At 69.5% G+C, this 20,922-nt stretch carries 19 protein-coding genes and 2 tRNA genes; 14 read left to right on the top strand and 7 right to left on the bottom strand.

Features of this window, described 5'->3' with window-relative positions:
* Positions 1 to 67: 67 nt before the first annotated feature.
* Entirely contained in the window at positions 68 to 1,453 is a 1,386-nt protein-coding gene (fumC, locus tag AC1D29_RS27285; protein ID WP_477903481.1) for a class II fumarate hydratase, read from the top strand.
* On the opposite strand, the gene AC1D29_RS27280 is transcribed toward fumC, so the two are convergent.
* Together AC1D29_RS27280 and AC1D29_RS27275 are read right to left on the bottom strand one after the other, a co-directional pair.
* Positions 1,450 to 2,070, bottom strand: coding sequence for a TIGR00645 family protein (locus AC1D29_RS27280; protein WP_477903479.1), 621 nt, complete (start codon positions 2,068 to 2,070; stop codon positions 1,450 to 1,452). The genes fumC and AC1D29_RS27280 overlap by 4 nt on opposite strands.
* Before the next feature lie 51 nt (positions 2,071 to 2,121).
* Positions 2,122 to 5,013 carry a protein kinase domain-containing protein gene (locus AC1D29_RS27275; protein WP_477903477.1) on the bottom strand — a complete coding sequence of 964 codons (2,892 nt, stop codon included), beginning with the start codon at positions 5,011 to 5,013 and terminating at the stop codon, positions 2,122 to 2,124.
* A gap of 107 nt (positions 5,014 to 5,120) precedes the next feature.
* Between AC1D29_RS27275 and AC1D29_RS27270 the strand changes: the two genes are divergently transcribed.
* From AC1D29_RS27270 to acs, 5 genes are all read left to right on the top strand, one after another.
* Positions 5,121 to 5,690 carry an ECF-type sigma factor gene (locus AC1D29_RS27270; RefSeq protein ID WP_477903475.1) on the top strand — a complete coding sequence of 190 codons (570 nt, stop codon included), beginning with the start codon at positions 5,121 to 5,123 and terminating at the stop codon, positions 5,688 to 5,690.
* A gap of 90 nt (positions 5,691 to 5,780) precedes the next feature.
* Positions 5,781 to 6,593, top strand: coding sequence for a hypothetical protein (locus AC1D29_RS27265; RefSeq protein ID WP_477903473.1), 813 nt, complete (start codon positions 5,781 to 5,783; stop codon positions 6,591 to 6,593).
* On the top strand, positions 6,590 to 8,614 hold the full coding sequence (locus tag AC1D29_RS27260) for an amidohydrolase family protein (protein WP_477903471.1): 2,025 nt from the start codon (positions 6,590 to 6,592) through the stop codon (positions 8,612 to 8,614). The genes AC1D29_RS27265 and AC1D29_RS27260 overlap by 4 nt, the downstream gene beginning before the upstream one ends.
* A gap of 93 nt (positions 8,615 to 8,707) precedes the next feature.
* The gene (locus tag AC1D29_RS27255; RefSeq protein ID WP_477903469.1) at positions 8,708 to 9,346 is read left to right on the top strand and encodes a hypothetical protein; all 639 of its coding nucleotides are present in this window, start codon (positions 8,708 to 8,710) and stop codon (positions 9,344 to 9,346) included.
* Positions 9,347 to 9,405: 59 nt separating this feature from the next.
* Positions 9,406 to 11,367: an acetate--CoA ligase gene (gene acs / locus AC1D29_RS27250; protein WP_477903467.1), complete on the top strand. Its 1,962-nt coding sequence runs from the start codon at positions 9,406 to 9,408 to the stop codon at positions 11,365 to 11,367.
* Positions 11,368 to 11,397: 30 nt separating this feature from the next.
* On the opposite strand, the gene AC1D29_RS27245 is transcribed toward acs, so the two are convergent.
* On the bottom strand, positions 11,398 to 11,745 hold the full coding sequence (locus AC1D29_RS27245; RefSeq protein WP_477903465.1) for a hypothetical protein: 348 nt from the start codon (positions 11,743 to 11,745) through the stop codon (positions 11,398 to 11,400).
* 81 nt (positions 11,746 to 11,826) lie between these two features.
* Between AC1D29_RS27245 and AC1D29_RS27240 the strand changes: the two genes are divergently transcribed.
* Positions 11,827 to 12,597: an AraC family transcriptional regulator gene (locus tag AC1D29_RS27240; protein ID WP_477903463.1), complete on the top strand. Its 771-nt coding sequence runs from the start codon at positions 11,827 to 11,829 to the stop codon at positions 12,595 to 12,597.
* 19 nt (positions 12,598 to 12,616) lie between these two features.
* Here AC1D29_RS27240 and AC1D29_RS27235 read toward each other — a convergent pair whose 3' ends face one another.
* The 3 genes from AC1D29_RS27235 to AC1D29_RS27225 form a co-directional block, all read right to left on the bottom strand.
* Entirely contained in the window at positions 12,617 to 13,009 is a 393-nt protein-coding gene (locus tag AC1D29_RS27235) for a GFA family protein (protein ID WP_477903461.1), read from the bottom strand.
* Positions 13,010 to 13,097: 88 nt separating this feature from the next.
* Entirely contained in the window at positions 13,098 to 14,474 is a 1,377-nt protein-coding gene (locus AC1D29_RS27230) for an esterase-like activity of phytase family protein (protein ID WP_477903459.1), read from the bottom strand.
* A 143-nt stretch (positions 14,475 to 14,617) separates the two neighbouring features.
* On the bottom strand, positions 14,618 to 14,914 hold the full coding sequence (locus AC1D29_RS27225; protein ID WP_477903457.1) for a c-type cytochrome: 297 nt from the start codon (positions 14,912 to 14,914) through the stop codon (positions 14,618 to 14,620).
* A gap of 60 nt (positions 14,915 to 14,974) precedes the next feature.
* Between AC1D29_RS27225 and AC1D29_RS27220 the strand changes: the two genes are divergently transcribed.
* Entirely contained in the window at positions 14,975 to 15,235 is a 261-nt protein-coding gene (locus tag AC1D29_RS27220; protein ID WP_477903455.1) for a TIGR04438 family Trp-rich protein, read from the top strand.
* Positions 15,236 to 15,378: 143 nt separating this feature from the next.
* Here the strand turns inward: AC1D29_RS27220 and ilvD are convergent, their stop codons facing one another.
* Entirely contained in the window at positions 15,379 to 17,058 is a 1,680-nt protein-coding gene (ilvD, locus tag AC1D29_RS27215) for a dihydroxy-acid dehydratase (protein ID WP_477903453.1), read from the bottom strand.
* A gap of 91 nt (positions 17,059 to 17,149) precedes the next feature.
* Between ilvD and AC1D29_RS27210 the strand changes: the two genes are divergently transcribed.
* The 6 genes from AC1D29_RS27210 to AC1D29_RS27185 all read left to right on the top strand — a co-directional run bounded on the left by AC1D29_RS27210 (position 17,150) and on the right by AC1D29_RS27185 (position 20,888).
* Positions 17,150 to 18,007, top strand: coding sequence for a LysR family transcriptional regulator (locus AC1D29_RS27210; RefSeq protein ID WP_477903451.1), 858 nt, complete (start codon positions 17,150 to 17,152; stop codon positions 18,005 to 18,007).
* Positions 18,008 to 18,082: 75 nt separating this feature from the next.
* Entirely contained in the window at positions 18,083 to 19,066 is a 984-nt protein-coding gene (locus AC1D29_RS27205; protein WP_477903449.1) for a tetratricopeptide repeat protein, read from the top strand.
* Between the two features lie 68 nt (positions 19,067 to 19,134).
* Positions 19,135 to 19,944 (top strand): prolipoprotein diacylglyceryl transferase, encoded by an 810-nt coding sequence (gene lgt / locus AC1D29_RS27200; protein ID WP_477903447.1) that lies wholly within the window; start codon positions 19,135 to 19,137, stop codon positions 19,942 to 19,944.
* A complete protein-coding gene (gene dnaQ, locus AC1D29_RS27195) occupies positions 19,941 to 20,669 on the top strand; it encodes a DNA polymerase III subunit epsilon (protein ID WP_477903445.1) in 729 nt (242 codons plus the stop codon). The genes lgt and dnaQ overlap by 4 nt, the downstream gene beginning before the upstream one ends.
* 34 nt (positions 20,670 to 20,703) lie before the next feature.
* Positions 20,704 to 20,778 (top strand) — tRNA-Val (locus AC1D29_RS27190).
* Between the two features lie 35 nt (positions 20,779 to 20,813).
* Positions 20,814 to 20,888: transfer RNA gene (locus AC1D29_RS27185), tRNA-Val, on the top strand.
* Positions 20,889 to 20,922: the final 34 nt, after the last annotated feature.

Below are 20,922 nucleotides of genomic sequence, written 5' to 3'. Positions count from 1 at the left end.
CACAGATGAGAAGGGTTCTCATCACGCCTATGCTGGCTGTCGATCCCGATCAACCGAGAGCCCAGTGATGAACACACGCATCGAGCGCGACACCTTCGGCCCCATCGAGGTGCCGGCCGACAGGCTGTGGGGCGCGCAGACGCAGCGCTCGCTGCAGAACTTCGACATCTCCGGCGAGCGCCAGGCGCCCGAGCTGATCCGCGCGCTGGCCAAGGTCAAGCGGGCCTCTGCCGTCGTCAACCAGGCGCTGGGCCTGCAGGACGCCAAGAAGACTGACGCCATCGTGGCCGCGGCCGACGAGGTCATCAACGGGCTGCACGTGGACGAGTTCCCGCTCGTCGTCTGGCAGACGGGCTCGGGCACGCAGACCAACATGAACGTCAACGAGGTGCTGGCCAACCGCGCCAGCGAGTTGCTGGGCGGCGAGCGCGGCGAGGGGCGCCTGGTGCACCCCAACGACGACGTGAACCGCAGTCAGAGCAGCAACGATGTCTTCCCCACCGCCATGCATGTGGCCGCCGTGCAGGCGCTGGTGGAGCGCCTGCTGCCGCCGCTGCGTGCGTTGCGCACGACGCTGCAGCAGAAGGCCGAGGCCTATGACGACATCGTCAAGATCGGCCGCACCCACCTGCAGGATGCGACGCCGCTGACGCTGGGGCAGGAGATCTCGGGCTGGGTCGCGCAGCTGAACCACGGCGAGCGCCACGTGCTGGCCGCGCTGCCGCATCTGTACGAACTGGCGTTGGGCGGCACGGCCGTGGGCACCGGCCTGAACGCGCCCAAGGGCTATGCGCAAGCGGTCGCCGCCGAACTGGCACGGCTGACCGGTCAGCCCTTCGTCAGCGCGCCCAACAAGTTCGAGGCCATGGCGTCGTGCGATGCGCTGGTGCACGCCCACGGCGCGCTGAAGACGCTCGCCGCCAGCATGACCAAGATCGCCAACGACGTGCGCTGGCTGGCCAGCGGCCCGCGCAGCGGCATCGGCGAGATCAGCATCCCGGAGAACGAACCGGGCTCGTCCATCATGCCGGGCAAGGTCAACCCGACGCAGAGCGAGGCGGTGACCATGCTGGCGGCGCAGGTCATGGGCAACGACGTGGCCATCAACATCGGCGGCGCGTCCGGCAATTTCGAGCTGAACGTGTTCCGCCCGATGGTCATCCACAACTTCCTGCAGAGCGTGCGCCTGCTGGCCGACGGCATGGCCAGCTTCGACAAGCACTGCGCGGTGGGCATCACGCCCAACGAGGGGCGCATCGGCGAGTTGGTGTCACGCTCACTGATGCTGGTGACGGCGCTGAACACCCACATCGGCTACGACAAGGCCGCCCAGATCGCCAAGAAGGCGCACAAGGACGGCAGCAGCCTGCGCGAGGCGGCGCTGGCACTGGGCCACGTGACGGCCGAGCAGTTCGACGCGTGGGTGGTGCCGGGGCAGATGGTCGGGCGTTAGTGCTTGTCGCCGTGGGGCGGCTGCGGCAGCAACCTGTCCGTGAACGCGATGGCCATGGCCGACAGCAGGAAGGCGACGTGGATGATGGTCTGGTACATCAGCGTCTTCTCGGCGTAGTTGTCGGCGTTGATGAAGGTCTTCAGCAGGTGGATGGAGCTGATGCCGATGATGGCCGTGGCCAGCTTGACCTTCAGCACCGACGCGTTCACGTGGCTCAGCCACTCGGGCTGGTCGGGGTGGCCATCCAGCTCCATGCGCGACACGAAGGTCTCGTAGCCACCGACGATGACCATGATCAGCAGGTTGGAGATCATGACGACGTCGATCAGGCCCAGCACGACCAGCATCAGAACGGTCTCGTTGAGCTTGGTGATCGGCTCGTAGCCGATGACGTGGTCGGCCGCGTCCTTGATGGCGGTGCTCTTGTAGCCAATGCTCTTGACCAGGATCTCCAGCGCATGCTGGTCGCCGAAGGCGGCCTCGATCAGGTGCACCAACTCGGTCCAGAACTGGAAGACATAGACCGCCTGGGCCAGGATCAGGCCCAGGTACAGCGGCAGTTGCAGCCAGCGGCTGGCGAAGATCAGGCGGGGCAGGGGGCGCAGCGGGGTGGTCATCGAATCCTTGGGGTGCAGCGGGTAGCGGGCGGATTCTAGGGATGACCCGTGTCAGCGGCGCTGCAGTGCGGCCTCCAGCTTCTGCAAGGGCTGCTTGAAGTAGGCCGCGACGTTGGGCTGGGCCTTGAAGGCCTGGCGGGCTGTGGCCGCCAGTGCGACGGCGCCAGCGCGGTCGCCCGCGGCCAGCGCGCACAGGCCGGCCTGGGCGTGCAGCCAGGCCGGGCGCGGCGCGGCGGGGTTGCGGTCGCGCAGCAGTGCCTCGGCCTGCGCGACGAGCTTGCCACGCCCAACAGCCGGGCGGCCCTGGGCGCAGTCGAGCTGGGCTGCGACGGCGTCCGTGGTGAAGCGTTCGGGCGGCAGATCCGGCGTAGGCCCGGGCGAGAGCCCTTTCACGGCCGCCGCCGCGTCGGCGGGGCGACCCAGATCGAGCAGGACCTGGGCCTTCACCCAGGCCAGCATGGCGCGTGCCGCCGGTGTCAGCGACGCGCGGTCCAGCTTCTGCAAGGCTTCCTCGGCATGACCGGAGGCCGCCATCCCGAGGCCCTGGCGCGCCAGGTCGCCGGCCTCGTCGGGCGGACGCATCTGTGCGTTCTGGACGAGCTTGTGCCAATAGCTCTGCGTCTCGTGCGTGTGGCCGTACGAGGCCCCCACGGACGACGAGATGTCGGCGGCGGTCCAGTGCAGGCGCTGCCAATGCTTCTGCGACGAGCGCGGTCCCTGCCAGGGCGAGGGGAAGCTTTCGTGCAGCACATCCCACGCGCGGTCCATGTCGCCATGCGCGAAGGCCAACCGGCTGCGCAGCAGGTTCAGGCGCAGCAGCTGAGCCTGTGGTGGGTCCGGTTGGGCCTGGATCAGCGCTGCAGCGGACTCGGCGGCCTGCTCGGCTTCGAGGTGTTGGGCCAGGCCCGCGCGATAGCGTGCCAGCGCGTATTCGGCCTGCATGATGCGGGCCTCGATGATGGCCGGCCCGCCGCGCGCATGGAGGTTGTTGACGACGGCGTCGATCAGCGGCGCCGCAGCCGCCGTCTGGCCATGGTCGATCATGCTCTGTGCGGCGAGCTGGCGCAGCCGGTGCAGCAGCGGCGATGTCTCGCCCTGTGCGGCGAGCGCCAGCGCGACGCTGCGCCCGAGATGCTCGTCCGCTGCGGCGTGCTGGTAGGCGTGCTCGGCCATCTCGCCGTGCAGGGCCTGGGCGCGGGCGGCTGCCGTCGAGCCGGCCGGCTGGGCGGGCAGCAAGGCCTCCACCTGCTGCAGCGCGGCCTGCGCGGCGTCGGCATGGCCCACAGCCCAGGCGGCCTGGGCGATGGCCGCCAGCGCCTCGGCGCGCAACCGCGTGTCGTCGCGGCCGGCCAGGGTCAGCGCCTCCTGCGCGGCGGCGTCGGCTTCCGTCCAGCGGTAGGCGGCCAGCCAGGCTTCGGCGGCCAGCAGCCGGGCCGCCGCCAGGGCCTCGGGGCCGGCGCCGGCGCGTTGCAGCACCTCGTGCTGGCGCCTGGCGTGTTCGACGGCCAGCTCCGGCCGGTCCATCTCAAGGAAGATCTGCGCCACGGCGCCCAGCAGGTCGGCCTGCAGTTCGGGTTCGGCGGAGAAGCGCTGCTGGATCAGCTTGGCGCTGTCGGCCAACGTCAGCTCCGGCGTCGGGCGGCGCGAATCCGTGCGGGCGAAGAAGGCGGCCTGGTCGGCGCGCAGCAGTGCCGCCGCAAAGCCGGTGACGACGCGCTGGCGTTGTGCCGCCAGCTCGGCGCGCTGGGCCTGGCGCAGCGCCAGGCCGCCGCCCACGGCAAGCGCCGCGACGACGACGGCCGTGGTGGTGAACGCCAGCCGGTGGCGGCGCAGCGTGCGGCCGATGCGCGACCAGGCGCTGTCCGGCTGTGCCAGCACGTGCTCGCCGCGCAGGTGCCGCTCCACGTCCTGGGCGAAGGCGTCGACGCTGGCATAGCGCTCGGCCGGGTCACGCTTCAGCGCCTTGGCGAGGATGGCGTCGAGGCCGCCGCGCAGCTCGCGCGCCATCGTGGGGTCCTCGCAGCGGCCGCTGGCGCGTTCCGGTTCGTCGGCCAGCATCGCCTCCTCCCAGGCTGCGCGCGTGGCGCGCGCGAGGCGGTAAGGCGTGTGGCCGGTCAGCAGCTCAAACGCCAGCACGCCCAGGCTGTAGACGTCGGTGGCCACCGTGACGGGTTCGTCGCGCAGCTGCTCGGGCGAGGCGTAGTGCGGCGTCAGGCGGCGCTCGGCCGTTTGCGTCAGGCCGGCGCCGACGGCGGCCTCGGACAGCAGCTTGGCGATGCCGAAGTCCAGCAGATGGGCCTGGCCGTCTGGCGTGACCAGCACGTTGGAGGGCTTGATGTCGCGGTGCACGACCAGCCGGCCGTGCGCGTAGCCGACGGCGCGCATGACCTGCAGCAGCAGCGCCAGGCGCTCGCTGACGCCCAGGCCGTGCTCGCGGCACCAGGCGTCGATGGGCTTGCCGGCCACCAGCTCGAGCGCAAGATAGGGCCAGCCGCGCGCGTCGATGCCGGCGTCGTACAGGCGGGCGATGTTGGGGTGCTCCAGCATCGCGCCGATGTCGCGCTCCTGGGCCATCAGCCGCGCCAGCCCGGTGCCCCAGGTCAGCCGCGGTAGCTTCAGCGCCACTTCACGCTGGTAGCTGCCGTCGGCGCGCTCGGCACGCCAGACGCTGCCCATGCCGCCGCGGCCGATCTCCTCGATGAGGCGATAGGGGCCGATGCGGTCGCCGGCGTGCACGGCGGCGGGGTCTTCGCCCTCCCAGGCGCCCAGGCGCGGCAACGTCAGGGGGCTGGGGGCGCGCGACAGCATGTCGCGCAGCGGTGCCGCCAGGTGGGCGGCGTCCGGCGGCAGGGCCGCCAGCCAGGCTTCGCGGCGCTCCGGCGCCAGCGCCAGGGCTTCGTCGAGCAGTCGGCTCAGCCGGCTCATGTCCTCCGGGGTCAGCATCGTTGCGCTCTTTTCATTGGGTTCGCACGCTAGGTCAGACGCAGGCCCGTGGCCAGAGCGGACATCCCCAGTCCGGATGATGCCCACCCGGCCGCTGCACTGGCAGCATGCGCGTCGTGCCAGACGACGCCATCGAAACCCTGATCGAGCAGGTCAACGCCTGCAGCCCCGGTGCGCAGGACCGGCTTTTCGCCGCCGCCTATGACGAGCTGCGCAAGCTCGCCCGCTCGCGGCTGCGCGACGGCGGGCGCAACACGGTGCTTGACACGACGGTGCTGGTGCACGAGAGCTATCTGCGCTTCCTGGGCAGCGGCCGGCTGCGGCCGGCCAGCCGGCGCGCCTTCTTCGCCTACGCCTCGCGGGTGATGCGCTCCGTCATCATCGACGCCGTGCGCGAGCGCCAGGCCCAGCGCCGCGGCGGCGACCTGACCCGGCTGACGCTGGATACCCACATCGCCGACAGCACGCCGGCGGGCGAGGAGGAGGTGCTGAAGGTGCACGAGGCGCTCGATGCGCTGGCTGCTGCCGAACCGCGTCTCGCCCAGGTGGTCGAGATGCGCTATTTCGGCGGCTACAGCGACGCCGAGATCGCCGAGGCGCTGCAGCTCACCGATCGCACCGTGCGTCGCGACTGGGACAAGGCGCGGCTGCTGCTGGGGGTGTTGCTGGGCAGTTGAGTCGCCGTGCGGTTGTCCGGTTTGGGCCGGTCGGTGCGTCCGTGAGGGTAGGCAGGTGCAGGCCTGCCGCCAACCCCTCACGGAGGACTCATGAAGCCATTTCACTCACTGCGGCGCGTTGCCGCTGCCGCGCCTTTGCTGCTGACGGCATCGCTGGTGCAGGCCGACAGCGCCGCCACAGGCTTGGCGCAGATCGACTGGCGTTCGGTGGACATCACCGCGCAGCCGGGCACGCAGTTCAGCGTGGCCGGTCACGAGGCCAGCATCCTGTTCGCCGACAACGTGGTGCCCACGCCGGGCGGCACGCCCTATGTCATGGGCGCGTCCGACACCGCCAGCGTGCTGCCCGGCCTGCAGGCCAGTCGCGTCGACGCGGGCCTTGGCCGGCAGCTGTCGGGCCAGGTCGACCTGGGCGGCGCGCAGCTGATCGCCGCCCAGTACAGCCGCGTGAACACCGGCAGCGCCCGTTTCGACGCCAGCAACGCGAGCTGGATGCTGGTGCTGCATTCGGCAGCCGGCGGCGAGGTCCGCGTGACGGGCGACTACCTGCTGGGCCTCAGTGCAGCCGTGCAGCAGGCCGGCGACTCGGTCGACGCCGCCGTGTTCGCCAATATCCGGCTGTACGACCCGGGCTCGAACCAGGTGTTGTTCGATGACGCCCGGACCTTGGGTCTCAGCCTGGACGCGGGCCCCGTGCCCACCAGTGCCAGCCGTGCCGGATCGGGCAGCTTCGATGACCTGGTGACGCTGCCGGCCGGTCGCGACGTGCGGCTTTTCTTCACCGTGTCCAGCAGCGCGATGACCGCTGCCGTGCCGGAGCCGCAGTCCTTGGCACTGCTGCCGCTGGGGCTGCTGGCCCTGTTCGGTCGGTCGCTGCGCAGGCGTGCCGGGAGCCCGGCATGAACGCGCCGCGCTGGCGCGGCCTGCTGGTGTCGCTGCTCGCCGTGGCCGGCGCGCAGGCCGCCGACTACACGGTGCTGACCCAGGACCATGTCGCCGGCCATCTGCGCGTGCAGATTCAGGCCGACGGCCGCATCGAGACCGACTACAGCTACCGCGACAACGGACGCGGCCCGGACGTGAAGGAGAGTTTTCGCCTCGCCGCCAATGGCGCGCCGCGCGACTATCGGGGCCGGGGCCGCAGCACGCTGGGGGCCGAGATCACCGAGGACTTCGATGTCGTCGATGCACGGGCGCGCTGGCGTTCGCGTGCCGACAGCGGCGCCATGCCGGCGGCGGAGGACTTTGTCTTCGTGCCGCTTGAGGCCTCGCCGGGCTACTACGGCGCCTTCGTGAGCATGCTGCTGGCCCAGCCCGAGGGCCGCGCCAGCACGCTCGGTGGCCTGAAGGTTCGCGCCGAGATCCTGGCCCGGCTGACGCCGGATGCCGCGACCGGAGCGCTGGCGCTGGTGGCCGTCACTGGTGCGGACGCCCAGCCCTGGTACTACTGGGTGCGCGACGATGCCGGCCACGCGCTGTTCGCCATCACCTGGCCCGGCTGGGCGGTGGTGGAGAAGGGCGCCGAGGCCCTGGTGCCCGCCCTGCTGGCCCGCCAGCAGCAGGCTGCCGATGAGCGCCTGGTCGAGCTGCGGCGGCGCCTGGCCAGGCCTTTGGACGGCGTCACGTTGATCCGCAATGTGCGCTGGTTCGACGCCCCCGCCGCGCGCATGCGGGGCCCCAGCGATGTGTGGATCTCTCACGGGCGCATCGATGCCGTGACCGAACCGGGCGCGCTGCGGGTGCTGCCCGAGCGCGCCATCGACGGGCGCGGCCAGACGCTGCTGCCGGGCCTGTGGGACATGCATGCCCACCTGTGGAGCGAGGACGCGTTGGCCCACCTGGCCGGCGGCGTCACCAGCATCCGCGACCCCGGCAACGACAACGCCGAGCTGCAGCGCCTGCGCGGCCGCATCGAGCGTGCCGAGGTCATCGGGCCCAACGTGCACGCGGCCGGCTTCATCGAGGGCAAGAGCCCCTACTCGGCGCGCAACGGCATCGTCGCCGAGACGCTGGACGACGCGCTGGACGCCGTGAGCTGGTATGCCTGCCACGGCTACGTGGGCATCAAGCTCTACAACTCGATCAAGCCCGGTTGGGTCAAGCCGCTGACCGAGAAGGCCCGCGGCCTGGGCCTGCACGTCAGCGGCCACGTGCCGGCCTTCATGCTGGCCGAGCAGGCAGTGCGCGCCGGCTACGAGGAGCTGACGCACATCAACCAGGTCATGCTGAACTTCGTCAGCCGGCCCGGTGACGACAGCCGCACGCTGCTGCGCTTCGACCGCGTGGGCAGCGATGCCCGCAACGTCGACCTGGCCAGCCCGGCGGTGCGCCGCTTCATTGCGCTGCTGCGCGAGCGTCGTGTCGTCGTCGACCCGACGCTGGTGACCTTCGAGGCGATGTTCACCCAGGCACAGGGCGAGCCCGACCCTGTGCTTGGCGGCGTGGGCGACCACCTGCCGGTGCTGTGGCAGCGCCAGATCCGTTCGGCGCCCATGGACCTGGCGGGCGACAAGCTGGCGGCCTATCGCGCCTCCTACGCCAAGCTGCTGGCGCTGACACGCGACATGCACCGCGCCGGCGTGCCGCTGGTGGCGGGCACGGATGGCGTCGCGGGCCTGGGCCTGCACCGCGAGCTGGCGCTCTACGTAAAGGCCGGCATTCCGGCGCCGGAGGTGCTGCGCATCGCCACCTGGAACGGCGCCCGCGTGGCGGGGGCGTCGGCCGAGCGCGGCCGCATCGCGCGCGGCTACGCGGCCGACCTGCTGCTGGTCGAGGGCGACCCTGCGCAGGACATCGCCGCGCTGCGCCGCGCCAGCCTGGTCATCCAGGGGCGGGTGGCCTATGCGCCGGCCGAGCTTTACGAGGCGATGGGATTCAAGCCTTTCGCGGCGCCGCCCCGCATGGTCGTGCGGCCGCGCCCTTGAACTTGGGGGGTGTGTCCGGATCCGGCGGCGCAGCCCGTCTTGAAGAGGGACGGGGCGATGGCCCCGCCAATGTCAACCTGAAGGGAGTTCCTGATGATTCAAGCGCAAACGCGGCGGCTGCCCGCGGCCGTCCTCACCACGCTGGCCTTGCTCGCTGGCGCGGCGCGGGCCGACTTCATCCACAACGGCGGTGGGCTGGCCGAGCCCCACCGAACCGTCGACTTCGAATCCGCGCCGCTGGCGCACAACCAGAGCGTCACCGATCAGTTCCTCGGCCTGGGCCTGCGTTTCGAGGCCGCCTTCGCCAACGCCGACGTGAACCCGCTGTGGCCGAACATGAGCGGCAACCGGGTTGGCAACTACCAGGCCGGCATCGGCCATGACGACGGCTTCACCATCCATTTCCTGGCGCCGATCACGGCCGCGGCGTTCGCGCTGGTGACGGCGGACGGTGGCGTGTCCACCTTCGAGGCCTATTTCCAGGGCAGCCTGGTCGAAGCGGCCGTTGCGGCATCGGCGCTGCTGGACCCGGTCAATTTCTATGGTTTCCGGGACATCGTCTTCGATGAATTGAGGATTCGCACGGACAGCTTCGACGGTGCGCTATCGGTAGACAATCTGCAGATCGCAAGCGTGCCGGAGCCAGGCAGCGTCGGCTTGGCGCTGACCGCCCTGGGGCTGGTGGCCCGGCTCAGGCGCCGAGCCACGACGGAGGCGGACAGCCGAGAGTAAGGGCTTCGTCAGTGACTCCTCGCACAGTGCGCGCCAAGCAGCCAAACGAGGAGACACCGATGAGCACGCTGAACACCTACGCTCCCAGCCCCGAGTGGGTCGCCAATGCCCATGTGAAGGGCGAGGCCGGTTACGCCGCGCTGGTGGCCGAGGCCGACAAGGACTACGCCGGCTTCTGGGCCCGCCAGGCCCGCGAGTTGCTGAGCTGGCAGACACCGTTCACGAAGACGCTGAACGACAGCGATGCGCCGTTCTTCAAGTGGTTCGAGGACGGCAAGCTCAACGTGTCCTACAACTGCCTGGACCGCCACGTCGAGGCCGGCAAGGGCGACAAGACGGCGCTGATCTTCGAGGCCGACGACGGCACGGTGACCCCCGTGAGCTACGCCGAGCTGCTGGTCAAGGTCTGCCAGCTGGCCAACGCGCTCAAGGGCCGCGGCATCCAGAAGGGCGACCGCGTCGTCATCTACATGCCCATGTCGGTCGAGGGCGTGGTGGCCATGCAGGCCTGCGCGCGCATCGGCGCGACGCACTCGGTCGTGTTCGGTGGGTTCTCGGCCCAGAGCCTGCGCGACCGCGTGCAGGATGCCGGCGCCGTGGCGCTGATCTGCGCCGACGAGCAGCTGCGTGGCGGCAAGGCGCTGCCGCTGAAGGCCATCGTTGACGAGGCGCTGGAAGGCGGCGCCTGCCCGACGCTGAAGGACGTCATCGTCTACAAGCGCACCGGCGGCAAGGTCAGCTGGATGGACGGCCGCGACGTGTGGCTGCACGACCTGATGTCGGCCGAATCCACCAGCTGCACGCCCGAGTGGGTGGAGGCCGAGCACCCGCTGTTCCTGCTGTACACGTCGGGCTCCACCGGCAAGCCCAAGGGCGTGCAGCACAGCAGCGGCGGCTATCTGCTGCACGCGGCGCTGACGACCAAGTGGACCTTCGACCTGAAGGACGACGACATCTTCTGGTGCACGGCCGACATCGGCTGGGTCACCGGCCACAGCTACATCACCTACGGCCCGCTGGCGCTGGGCGGCACGGAGATCGTCTTCGAGGGCGTGCCCACCTACCCGGACGCCGGCCGCTTCTGGCAGATGATCCAGAAGCACAAGGTCACGATCTTCTACACGGCGCCCACCGCCATCCGCTCGCTGATCAAGGCGGCGGAGAGCAATGCGGCCGTGCATCCCAAGAGCTATGACCTGACCAGCCTGCGCCTGCTGGGCTCGGTGGGCGAGCCCATCAACCCGGCCGCCTGGGAGTGGTACTACGAGCACGTGGGCGGCAAGCGCTGCCCCATCGTCGACACCTTCTGGCAGACCGAAACCGGCGGCCACATGATCACGCCGCTGCCCGGCGTGACGACGCTGGTGCCGGGCTCCTGCACATTGCCCTTCCCGGGCATCACGGCGGCCATCGTCGACGAGACCGGCAACGACATGCCCAACGGCCAGGGCGGCATCCTGGTCGTCAAGAAGCCGTGGCCGTCGATGATCCGCACGATCTGGGGCGACCCCGAGCGCTTCAAGAAGAGCTACTACCCGGCCGAGCTCAAGGGCTACTACCTGGCCGGCGACGGTGCCATCCGCGACGCCGAGACGGGCTACTTCACGATCACCGGCCGCATCGACGACGTGCTGAACGTGTCGGGCCATCGTATGGGCACGATGGAGATCGAGTCCGCGCTGGTCAGCTGCACGGAGCTGGTGGCCGAGGCCGCGGTCGTGGGCCGCCCGGACGACACGACCGGCGAGGCCATCTGCGCCTTCGTCGTGCTGAAGCGCGCCCGCCCGACCGGTGACGAGGCCAAGGCGATCGCCAAGCAGCTGCGTGACCACGTGGCCAAGGAGATCGGCCCCATCGCCAAGCCCAAGGACATCCGTTTCGGCGACAACCTGCCCAAGACGCGGTCGGGCAAGATCATGCGGCGCTTGCTGAGGTCGGTGGCCAAGGGCGAGAGCGTCACGCAGGACACGTCGACCTTGGAGAACCCGGCCATCCTGGAACAGCTCGGTCAGGCTTACTGACCGGGGTGGTTGTAGCCTTGGACGGCTCGGTCAGGCCTGTTGAGCAGCTGAGTTCAGCGGCGGCAGAAAGGTCTTGACCGGCCGCACCTCCACGTCGGTGCCGAAGGCCCGCCCGGGAAAGTCCCGCGCCAGCGCCAATGCGGCGGCGAGGTCCGCGGCGCTGACCAGCGTGCAACCGGCCAGCGTCGATTCGTGCGCCTGGTCCAGTTCGCCGTCGTGCTTGAGCAGGCAGGCCGCGTCGTCAAAGGCGGACACCACCAGCGCCTGGCCGGCTTCCCGCAGCCCCAGCGCCCAGTGGCGGATGCGCTGGGCGCGATCGGCAAGCTCGGCCGCGTTCAGCGAACGTCTGGGGTGGTAGAGGAAAGCGAAGACGGGCATGGCGGGTTCTCGTGAGTGTTGCGATGCCCGCAGAATGCCTGCGCGCCCCTTCGGGCGATTGGACGATTTCCGCAGTCCGGCATGCAGCTCGATCAATCCCTCGCCTCCCGCCCCGACGGCCTCATCGAAGGCCTGGCGGTGCTGCGCACGACGCAGCGCAGCCAGCGCACGCTGGTGGCCGAGAGCCGCATCAGCCTCGGCGTTCGCCTTAGCGGCGTGGCACACGTGCTGTGCGGTGCGACCTGGGCGCGGTTGCCGCGCTTCACGTTGACGGGCGTCCATTGCGGTTCGCGCACGGTGTGCACGGAGCCTCAGGGCTGTCTCGTGCTGGCCCATCTGCACCCCGCGGCGGCGTCGGCGCTGGGCGTTGACGCAAGAGGCCTGGCCGCCACCACGAGAGACCTCGCGACGCTGTGGCCGCTCCGCGAGCTGGAAGTCCTCGCGGCACGCCTGGAGAGCGCACCGGATGACGCGGCACGCATGACGGTGCTGGAGGCCCATGTCGCCGCCCGCCTGGCCGCCGGTCCCGGGGTCGACGCGATGGTGGTCGCGGCCGTGGATCACATCCGCGCGGCGCCGGCAGAGGTCCGCATCGCCGCGCTGGCGCAGTCACTGTGCACCAGCGTCGACACGCTGGAGCGGCGCTTCACTGCCGCTGTCGGCGTCAGCCCCAAACGCTTTGCGCGGGCGGCGCGTCTGCGATCCGCGGTGCTGAGCTATGCCGCGGACATGACGCTGACGGATGTCGCGATCGGCGCCGGCTACTACGACCAGTCCCATTTCGTCAGGGAAATGCGGCGCGCCACCGGCCTGGCGCCGACGCGGCTGCTGCCGGAGCAGACCTATTGCTAGGCACTGGGCGAGCGACCGCCTAGCCCTCGAAGCGACTCGTCGCGTCGCGGTCGTGCTCGTAACGCCGGGTGAGCGCAAACGCCGGCAGCCAGGACTCGCGGCGCACGATCCAGCTTTCGTAGGTCGGCGTCAGCTGGTCCGGCGCGTCCAGCGAGCCGAGGTTCACCTCGACCTCGTCGGCGCTGCGCGCGAAAACGGACGAGCCGCAGCGGGGGCAGAAATGCCGCCCGGCGTAGTCGCGGGTCTCGCCCTCTATCGTCACCGCTTCCTCAGGGAAGATCGCGGACGCGTGGAAGAGGGCGCCGTGGTGCTTGCGGCAGTCCAGGCAGTGGCACAGGCCGACCCGGTAGGGGCGCCCTGATGCCACGAGGCGGACGTTGCCGCACAGGCAACCGCCCGTGAATCTGTCCATGCTGCTGCTCCTGCAAAGGTCACGCTGGCAGCCTGTGTACCGCGAACGGCACCGTGCATGCAATGGCCCGCTGCGGCGGGCGGCTGCCTCAGGCGCGCGGACGGCGGCGCAGCTTCAGGCCGATGACGCTCAGGCCGCCCAGCAGCATCGCCATGCTGGCCGGCTCCGGCACGGCCGACACGTTCAGGGCCTGGTCCAGATGGATCTTCAGGAACTCGGTGTTGTCCGAGCCCAGGTTGCGGCCGCCGATGCCGGGATAGTTGTTGTCATTGGCGACCAGCAGCGTGTGGGCGTCCAGGATGAGCACGCTCTCGATGGTCGTGAACGGGAAGGTGAAGGCGCTGCTGCCGTCGCCGTTCAGGTCGTGCGGGTCGGCGATGTCCATCAGGTTGACCACTTCAGTCTTGCTGACGTTGCCGCTGGCGTCCAGCTGGTTCAGGTCGATCTTGAAGATCTTCTTGAACGGCGTGCCGCCGCCGGTGGCCGTGGCGCCGTTGCGCTCGATGATCAGGAACTCGTGGTCGTTGATCGCCGTCATGTCGCCGATGTTGGTGCCGGCGGCGTCGAGCTTGTAGTTCCACTGCTGGCCGGTGTAGGTCTCGGCGTTGACGTCGAAGGCGTTGATGCGCAGCGTCTTGGCCGCGTCGCCCGTGACGGTGCCCTCCAGCAGCGTGTAGAGGCGGTCGCCGTTCGTGTTGATGGCCATGCCCTCGAAGCCGTTGGAGCGACCCAGCGTGGCGCTGATGGTGCCGTTGACGACGGCAGGGTTCTGCGGCGAGGCCACGCCCAGCATGCCGATCTCGCGGCGCAGCACTTCGCCGTTGGCATTGGTTTTGACCAGGTAGGGACCGAACTCGTCGCCGAACCACAGGTTGCCGTTCTTGTCCTTGCGCACGGACTCGATGTCCAGGTCGGCGCCGGTCAGCAGGCGGTTGGAGCGGATGCTGGCGTCCACCAGCGGGTTGGTGGCGCTGTTGTAGTAGCGGCTGTAGTCGGCCTGCACCTTGATCGACAGCAGGTTGTTCGGGTCCGACAGGCCGATGTAGCTGCCGCTGGTGAAGCCAGCCATCGCCGCGCCGGTCTTGAAGTTGGCGGCCGAGACGGTGCCGGTGCCGCCCGTGGCGGTCTTGAAGTCAGGCGTGACGGCGTACATGCGCAGCAGCGCGTCGCCCGAGTTCTCCTTGGCGCCGAAGCCGTTGTCGGGCATGAAGAGGTAGCTGCCCGCCGTCGGGCCGGCCAGCACGGCCGAGAAGCCTTGCACCGGCTGCTTGTTCAGCAGCGGCAGCGGGTTGCCGCCGGCGCCGCTGGCGAATTGGCCGGAGGTGGGGCCGTCCGCAAACGTGTTGGCGGGCATCAGCGCCCAGCCTTCCAGCGACGCCGAGGCGGCGTGGGCCATCGGCGCGGCGAACAGGGCAACGACGGCGGTCGCGACTGCGGCGCGATTCGGGAAGCGGGAGGTGGTCATGGGGCGATGCCGATAGGACGCGCAGAACGGCCTGCGCGCCGCGATTCTTGGCAGCGCCTGTGACGTGGGCGTGAAGCGGCCTTCCTGAGCGACCCACCAAAAGAAACAGGCCCCGCAGGGCCTGTCTTGGGCGGTGAGACGGCTTACTTGACCGTCAACACCCACTTGGCCAGCGTTTCGGCCTCGGCCGGGCTGACCTGCGTGTTCGGGGGCATGGGCACGGGGCCCCAGACGTCCTTGCCGCCCTTGACGATCTTTTCGGCCAGCTTCTTGACGGCATCCTTGTCCTTGCCGTACTTGGCCGCCACGTCCTTGTAGGCCGGGCCGACCAGCTTCTTGTCCAGCGCGTGGCAGGCCATGCAATTTTTCTTCTGTGCCAGCTCCTGATTGGCGAAAGCGGCGGGGGCAATCAGGGCGAGGCTGAGGATCAGGACTTTCATGCGAACCTTTCGGGGGCGTTGGACTACAGTGGTTGCAAAGATATCTGAAGGAGATGCCGCATGGCATTCGTGTTGATCGGCGTGCTCTTCATCGTACTGCGCCTGGGCGGCTGGGTGCAGTTCAGCAAGGACGACTTCTGGGCGTGGCTGATCGTGCTGTCGCCGTTTGCGCTGGCCATTGTCTGGTGGGCCTGGGCGGACGCCAGCGGCTTCACGCAGAAGAAGGCCATGGACCTGCTGGACGACCGCAAGGCCGCGCGCCGCGAGCAACTGATGGAGGGGCTGGGCCAGTTCAAGCCCGGCAAGAAGAAAAAGCGCTGACGTGCCCCTCGCCCGGTCGCGCCTCGCTGAACGCGGGCGCGCCTAGTCGGTCCCCCGAGGGCACGGCGATGCTTGCGGCGTTGAGCCGCCAGCACATCACCGACGCGGGCCGGCTTGGGGCGGCCCGGCGCTCGGCCCGGAATTCACTCAAACAGGTCGAGCACCGCGCCTGAGCTTGCGCTGGACGCATTCTTCGCAAACTTCGCCAGCACACCGCGCGTGTAGCGCGGTGCCGGCTGCACCCAGGCCGCGCGGCGCTTCGCCAATTCGGCGTCGTCGACGTTCAGGTTCAGCAGCAGCTGGTGGGCGTCGATGGTGATGGCGTCGCCTTCCTGCACCAGCGCGATGACGCCGCCCTCGTAGGCCTCCGGCGCCACGTGGCCCACGACCATGCCCCAGGTGCCGCCCGAGAAGCGGCCGTCGGTGATCAGGCCCACGCTCTCGCCCAGGCCCTGGCCGATCAGCGCGCCCGTTGGCGCCAACATCTCCGGCATGCCGGGGCCGCCCTTGGGGCCGAGGTAGCGCAGCACCATGACGTCGCCCGCCACGATCTTGTTGGCCATGATGGCGGCCAGCGCCGACTGCTCGTCGTCGAACACGCGCGCCGGGCCGGTGATGACCGGGTTCTTCAGGCCGGTGATCTTGGCGACGCAGCCTTCGGGGCTCAGGTTGCCCTTCAGGATGGCCAGGTGGCCCTCGGCGTAGATGGGCTTGGCGACCGGCTGGATGACGTCTTGCTCGGCGCTCAGCGCCGGCACGTCGGCCAGATTCTCGGCGACCGTCTTGCCGGTGATGGTGATGCAGTCGCCGTGCAGCAGGCCGGCGGTCAGCAGTTCCTTCATGACGGCGGGCACGCCGCCGGCCTTGTGCAGGTCCACGGCCAGGTACTTGCCGCTGGGCTTGAGGTTGCACAGCACCGGGATCTTCTTGCGCATGCGCTCGAAGTCGTCGATGGTCCAGTCCACCTCGGCCGCGTGGGCGATGGCCAGGAAGTGCAGCACCGCGTTGGTCGAACCGCCCGTGGCCATGATGACGGCGACGGCGTTCTCGATGGCTTTCTTCGTGACGATGTCGCGCGGCTTCAGGTCGGCCTTGACGGCCTCGACCAGGTAGACGGCCGCCTTCTTGGTGTTCTCGACGACCTCGTCCTCGACGTTGGACATGCTGGACGAGTAGGGCAGGCTCATGCCCAGCGCCTCGAAGGCCGAGCTCATCGTGTTGGCCGTGTACATGCCGCCGCAGGAGCCGCTGCCGGGGATGGCGCGCTTCTCGATCTGGCAGAAGTCTTCCTCGCTCATCTTGCCGGCACTGAACTGGCCCACGGCCTCGAACACGCTGACGATGTTCAGGTCCTGGCCCTTGTAGTGGCCCGGCTTGATGGTGCCGCCGTAGATGTAGATGGCCGGCACGTTGGCGCGCAGCATGCCCATCATGCCGCCGGGCATGTTCTTGTCGCAGCCGCCGATGACCATGACGCCGTCAAGCCACTGGCCGCCCACGCAGGTCTCGACACAGTCGGAGATGACCTCGCGCGACACGAGCGAGTACTTCATGCCCTCGGTGCCCATGGCCATGCCGTCGGAGATGGTCGGCGTGCCGAACAGCTGGGCGTTGGCGCCGGCGGCCTTGAGGCCGATGACGGCGGCGTCGGCGAGCTTTTGGAGGCCGGAGTTGCACGGCGTGATCGTCGAGTGGCCGTTGGCGATGCCGATCATGGGCTTGCCGAAGTCGCTCTCCTGGTAGCCCATGCCGTAGTACATGGAGCGGTTGGGCGCGCGGGCCACGCCTTCGGTGATGTTCTTGCTGCGGCGGTTGAAGCTCATGGTCGGTTCCTCGTGAAGCCGGAAGTGTGGCGCGCGACGGTCAGCGTTTCAAATATATTGTTCACTGTGTATTCATATGCCGGGTGAATCAATGATCGAGCTGCGTCCCCTCCAGCAATTCCTCGCCGTTGCAGAGCTGCTGCACTTCGGGCGCGCTGCCGAACGCCTGCACATGAGCCAGCCGCCGCTGACGCAGGCCGTGCGCAAGCTGGAGGCGCAGCTGGGCACGCCGCTGTTCGAGCGCACCAGCCGCAGCGTGCGCCTGACGCCCGCCGGTGTGGCGCTGCAGGCCAGCGCACAGCGGCTGCTGGCCGACGCGGCCGCGCTGCCCGGCGAGATCCGCGCCGTGGCCGACGGCCTGGCCGGGCGGCTGCGGCTGGGCTTCGTGTCGACGGTCGGCTTCGGAGGCCTGCCGCAGTGGTTGCGGTCCTTCCGCGAGGCCTGCCCGCAGGTGGCACTGGCGCTGCGCGAGGCGACGCTGGACGTGCAGCTGCACGAGTTCGCCGCCGGCAGCATCGATGCCGGTTTCGTCAACCACACGCCGGGCCAGGCGCCGCCCGGGTTCGAGCGCCTGTCCGTGGGCGTGGAGCCACTGGTGCTGGCCCTGCCCAGCAGCGAGCAGGTGCCCAGCGACGCCCAATGCCGCGCGGCGCCGTTGATCGTCTTCCCGCGTGACGTGGCGCCGTCGCTGTACGACGCCATCCTGGCCCACCACGGCAGCACGGCCATCGCGCAAGAGGCCATCCAGATGCAGACCATCATCAACCTGGTGTCGGCGGCCATCGGCGTGGCGTGGGTGCCCGCCAGCTTGCAAGGCCTGCAGCGGGCCGGCGTGGTCTACCGGGCCATGGCCGGTGCGCCCGAGGTGGAGACCAGCCTGATCTGGCGCCCCGACGCGCCGCCCGTCGTGGCGCGCTTCGTGGACCACGTGAAGCGCCACCGTGCCTGAAGTCATTGGTGCAAACCCGGGCATCGGCAGGTGAGGTGCTCGCGTTCAATGCGCACCCCTTTGGAGATCCCCTGCATGACCCTTCGTCTCATCCCCCTCGCGCTGACCCTGTTGGCGGGTGCCGCGCAAGCCGACCTGCTGAAGGACCCGCAGTGGCAGGCCTGGCTGGACGCCGGCAAATCCGCCGACCTGGCCCGTGCGGCCCAGGCCCGCGCGAAGGCGCAGCCGGATGACGACCAGGCCGCCGTGGCGCTGGCGCTGGCCGCGGTGGATGACAACGATGGGGCGCGCCTGGAAGCCGCGGTACCGGCGTTGCAGGCCTGTGCCGACAAGCGGCCCCAGGCCGTCTGCAGCTATGCACTGGGCCGCGTTTACGGCCAGCAGGCCATGACGGCCAGCGTCTTCAAGATGCCCGGCTTGGCCACCAAGACCAAGGAGCAGTTCGTCAAGGCCGTCGAGCTGGACCCGCAGCTGTTCGAGGCGCGCAGCGGCCTGACGCAGTTCTATCTGATGGCGCCGGGCTTTGCCGGCGGCAGCGTGCCCAAGGCCAAGGAACTGGCCGCCGAGGTGCAGCCGCGCCAGCCCGAGCAGGCCAAGGTGTTGCGCGCCATGCTCGCGATGAACGACAAGGATTGGGCTGGCGCCGAACGCGAGCTGGCCAGTGCCAGGCCCGGCGACGACCGCACGGTGGCCCGCGAGCTGCGGGGTCAGTGGACACGCCTGGGCTTCGAGTTCATGGAGCAGAAGAACCTGTCCAAGGCCCGCGGCATCTTTGAGGCCTTGCAGCGCGACTACCCCGCCCACGCGGCCGGGCCGTACGGCCTGGGCCGCGTGCTGACCGAGATGGGTCAGGTCGACGAAGCCGTCAAGGCGCTGGATCACGCCCGGGCGCTGGAAGGCGCCGAGCGCCTGCCCATCGACCATCGCCTGGGTCAGGCGTTGATCGCCAAGGGTGACAAGGCGGGTGCCAAGGTCGTGCTGGAGCGCTTCGTGCAGAACAAGCGCGCCAACCCGCGCAACGTCGACGAAGCGAAGAAGCTGCTGGCCAACCTGGCCTGAGGCCGCCGCCGGCCCCGGCGGGAGGGCGCTGGCTATGATGCGCGCCGCTTCCGCTTTCCCTCCGAGCCATGCTGGTTCACCCCCAGTTCGACCCCATTGCCATCCGCCTCGGCCCGCTGGCCGTGCACTGGTACGGCATCACCTACCTGATCGCCTTCGGCCTGTTCCTGTGGCTGGCGGCCAAGCGTGCGCGCATGCCGCAGCACGCCGCCGTCGGCTGGACGAGGGCGGATGTCGATGACGTGCTGTTCTACGGCGTGCTGGGCGTCGTGCTGGGTGGGCGGCTGGGCTATTGCCTGTTCTACAAGCCCGACTACTACGTTGACCACCTCGCCGAGGTGTTCGCCGTCTGGAAGGGCGGCATGTCCTTCCATGGCGGGCTGCTGGGCGTGCTGTTCGGCCTGTGGCTGTTCGGGCGCCGGCGCGGGCGTGGTTTCTTCGAGGTGGCCGACCTGATCGCCCCCTGCGTGCCGACCGGCATCATGGCCGTGCGCCTGGGCAACTTCATCAACGGCGAGCTGTGGGGCCGGCCGGCGCCGGCCGATCTGCCTTGGGCCATGATCTTTCCGCAGGCCAACGACGGCGGGCTCGCCCGCCACCCGTCCCAGCTCTACCAGGCGGCCGGCGAAGGCCTGCTGCTGTTCGTCATCCTGTGGTTCTACGCCCGCAAGCCGCGCGCGCCCGGCCAGATCTCGGGCGTCTTCATGATGGGCTACGGCGTGTTTCGATTCGCGGCCGAGTACTTCCGCGAGCCCGACGACTTCCTGGGCCTGCGCGCGCTGAACTGGAGCCAGGGCCAGTGGCTGAGCCTGCCGATGATCCTGGCCGGGTTGGCGATCCTCGTCTGGGCCACCAAACGCAACGAGCGGGCCGCATGAGACAGATCTTCTTCGACACCGAAACCACCGGCCTGGACGCCGACAAGGGCGACCGCATCATCGAAGTCGGCTGCGTGGAGATGCTCAACAGGCAGTTGACCGGCAACAACCTGCACCTGTACATCAACCCCGAGCGCGCCAGCCACGAGGATGCGCTGCGCGTGCACGGCTTGACCGAGGCCTTCCTGTCGGACAAGCCCAAGTTCGCGGAGATCGTCGACCAGTTGCTGAGCTTCCTGGCCGGCGCCGAGCTGGTCATCCACAACGCGCCCTTCGACATCGGCTTCATCAACGCCGAGCTGAAACGCCTGAAGCGCGGCGTGCTGACCGACCATGTCGGCGGCGTGCGCGACACGCTGCTGATGGCGCGCGACCTGTTCCCCGGCAAGGCCAACTCGCTGGATGCGCTGTGCCGCCGCCTGGAAGTGGACAACACCAAGCGCGTGCTGCACGGCGCGCTGCTGGACGCCGAGCTGCTGGCCGATGTCTACATCCGCCTGACGCGCGGCCAGGACGCGCTGCTGATGGACGAGCATGGCGACTCGGGTGGTGGCGACAGCCACGCCGCCGTGGAGGCCGTGGACCTGAGCCGCTTCGAGCTGCCCGTGCTGCGCGCCAGCGAAGCCGAAGTGGCGGCCCACGCCAAGCTGCTGGCCGACCTGGACAAGGCGGCGGGCGGCGCGTGCAAGTGGCGTTCGCTGGAGCCCGCACAACCCGTGGCATAATCGCGGGCTTCCCGGAAAGCGGGGCTGCAAGTCAGGGCGGTTAGCTCAGCGGTAGAGCACTGCCTTCACACGGCAGGGGTCGCAGGTTCGAACCCTGCACCGCCCACCAGGCCTCTGGTGACCTGAATGCGCAGCCAAGAATCCGGGCGGTTAGCTCAGCGGTAGAGCACTGCCTTCACACGGCAGGGGTCGCAGGTTCGAACCCTGCACCGCCCACCAGACGAACCCGTTCGGCCTCAGGCCGGGCGGGTTT

The sequence above is a fragment of the Roseateles sp. P1_C6 genome, from assembly GCF_056406315.1.
Note: the sequence above shows the minus strand (reverse complement) of the source record. Positions and strands in the feature narration are given on the sequence as shown.

Bases quoted from the DNA above. Each gene is read 5' to 3' on its own strand.
- AC1D29_RS27260 (WP_477903471.1), top strand. From the start codon at position 6,590: ATGAACGCGCCGCGCTGGCGCGGCCTGCTGGTGTCGCTGCTCGCCGTG.
- AC1D29_RS27270 (WP_477903475.1), top strand. From the start codon at position 5,121: ATGCGCGTCGTGCCAGACGACGCCATCGAAACCCTGATCGAGCAGGTC.
- AC1D29_RS27220 (WP_477903455.1), top strand. From the start codon at position 14,975: ATGGCATTCGTGTTGATCGGCGTGCTCTTCATCGTACTGCGCCTGGGC.
- AC1D29_RS27235 (WP_477903461.1), bottom strand. From the start codon at position 13,009: ATGGACAGATTCACGGGCGGTTGCCTGTGCGGCAACGTCCGCCTCGTG.
- ilvD (WP_477903453.1), bottom strand. From the start codon at position 17,058: ATGAGCTTCAACCGCCGCAGCAAGAACATCACCGAAGGCGTGGCCCGC.
- dnaQ (WP_477903445.1), top strand. From the start codon at position 19,941: ATGAGACAGATCTTCTTCGACACCGAAACCACCGGCCTGGACGCCGAC.
- AC1D29_RS27230 (WP_477903459.1), bottom strand. From the start codon at position 14,474: ATGACCACCTCCCGCTTCCCGAATCGCGCCGCAGTCGCGACCGCCGTC.
- lgt (WP_477903447.1), top strand. From the start codon at position 19,135: ATGCTGGTTCACCCCCAGTTCGACCCCATTGCCATCCGCCTCGGCCCG.
- AC1D29_RS27240 (WP_477903463.1), top strand. From the start codon at position 11,827: ATGCAGCTCGATCAATCCCTCGCCTCCCGCCCCGACGGCCTCATCGAA.
- AC1D29_RS27210 (WP_477903451.1), top strand. From the start codon at position 17,150: ATGATCGAGCTGCGTCCCCTCCAGCAATTCCTCGCCGTTGCAGAGCTG.
- AC1D29_RS27275 (WP_477903477.1), bottom strand. From the start codon at position 5,013: ATGCTGACCCCGGAGGACATGAGCCGGCTGAGCCGACTGCTCGACGAA.
- AC1D29_RS27280 (WP_477903479.1), bottom strand. From the start codon at position 2,070: ATGACCACCCCGCTGCGCCCCCTGCCCCGCCTGATCTTCGCCAGCCGC.
- fumC (WP_477903481.1), top strand. From the start codon at position 68: ATGAACACACGCATCGAGCGCGACACCTTCGGCCCCATCGAGGTGCCG.
- AC1D29_RS27225 (WP_477903457.1), bottom strand. From the start codon at position 14,914: ATGAAAGTCCTGATCCTCAGCCTCGCCCTGATTGCCCCCGCCGCTTTC.
- AC1D29_RS27245 (WP_477903465.1), bottom strand. From the start codon at position 11,745: ATGCCCGTCTTCGCTTTCCTCTACCACCCCAGACGTTCGCTGAACGCG.
- AC1D29_RS27265 (WP_477903473.1), top strand. From the start codon at position 5,781: ATGAAGCCATTTCACTCACTGCGGCGCGTTGCCGCTGCCGCGCCTTTG.
- AC1D29_RS27205 (WP_477903449.1), top strand. From the start codon at position 18,083: ATGACCCTTCGTCTCATCCCCCTCGCGCTGACCCTGTTGGCGGGTGCC.
- acs (WP_477903467.1), top strand. From the start codon at position 9,406: ATGAGCACGCTGAACACCTACGCTCCCAGCCCCGAGTGGGTCGCCAAT.
- AC1D29_RS27255 (WP_477903469.1), top strand. From the start codon at position 8,708: ATGATTCAAGCGCAAACGCGGCGGCTGCCCGCGGCCGTCCTCACCACG.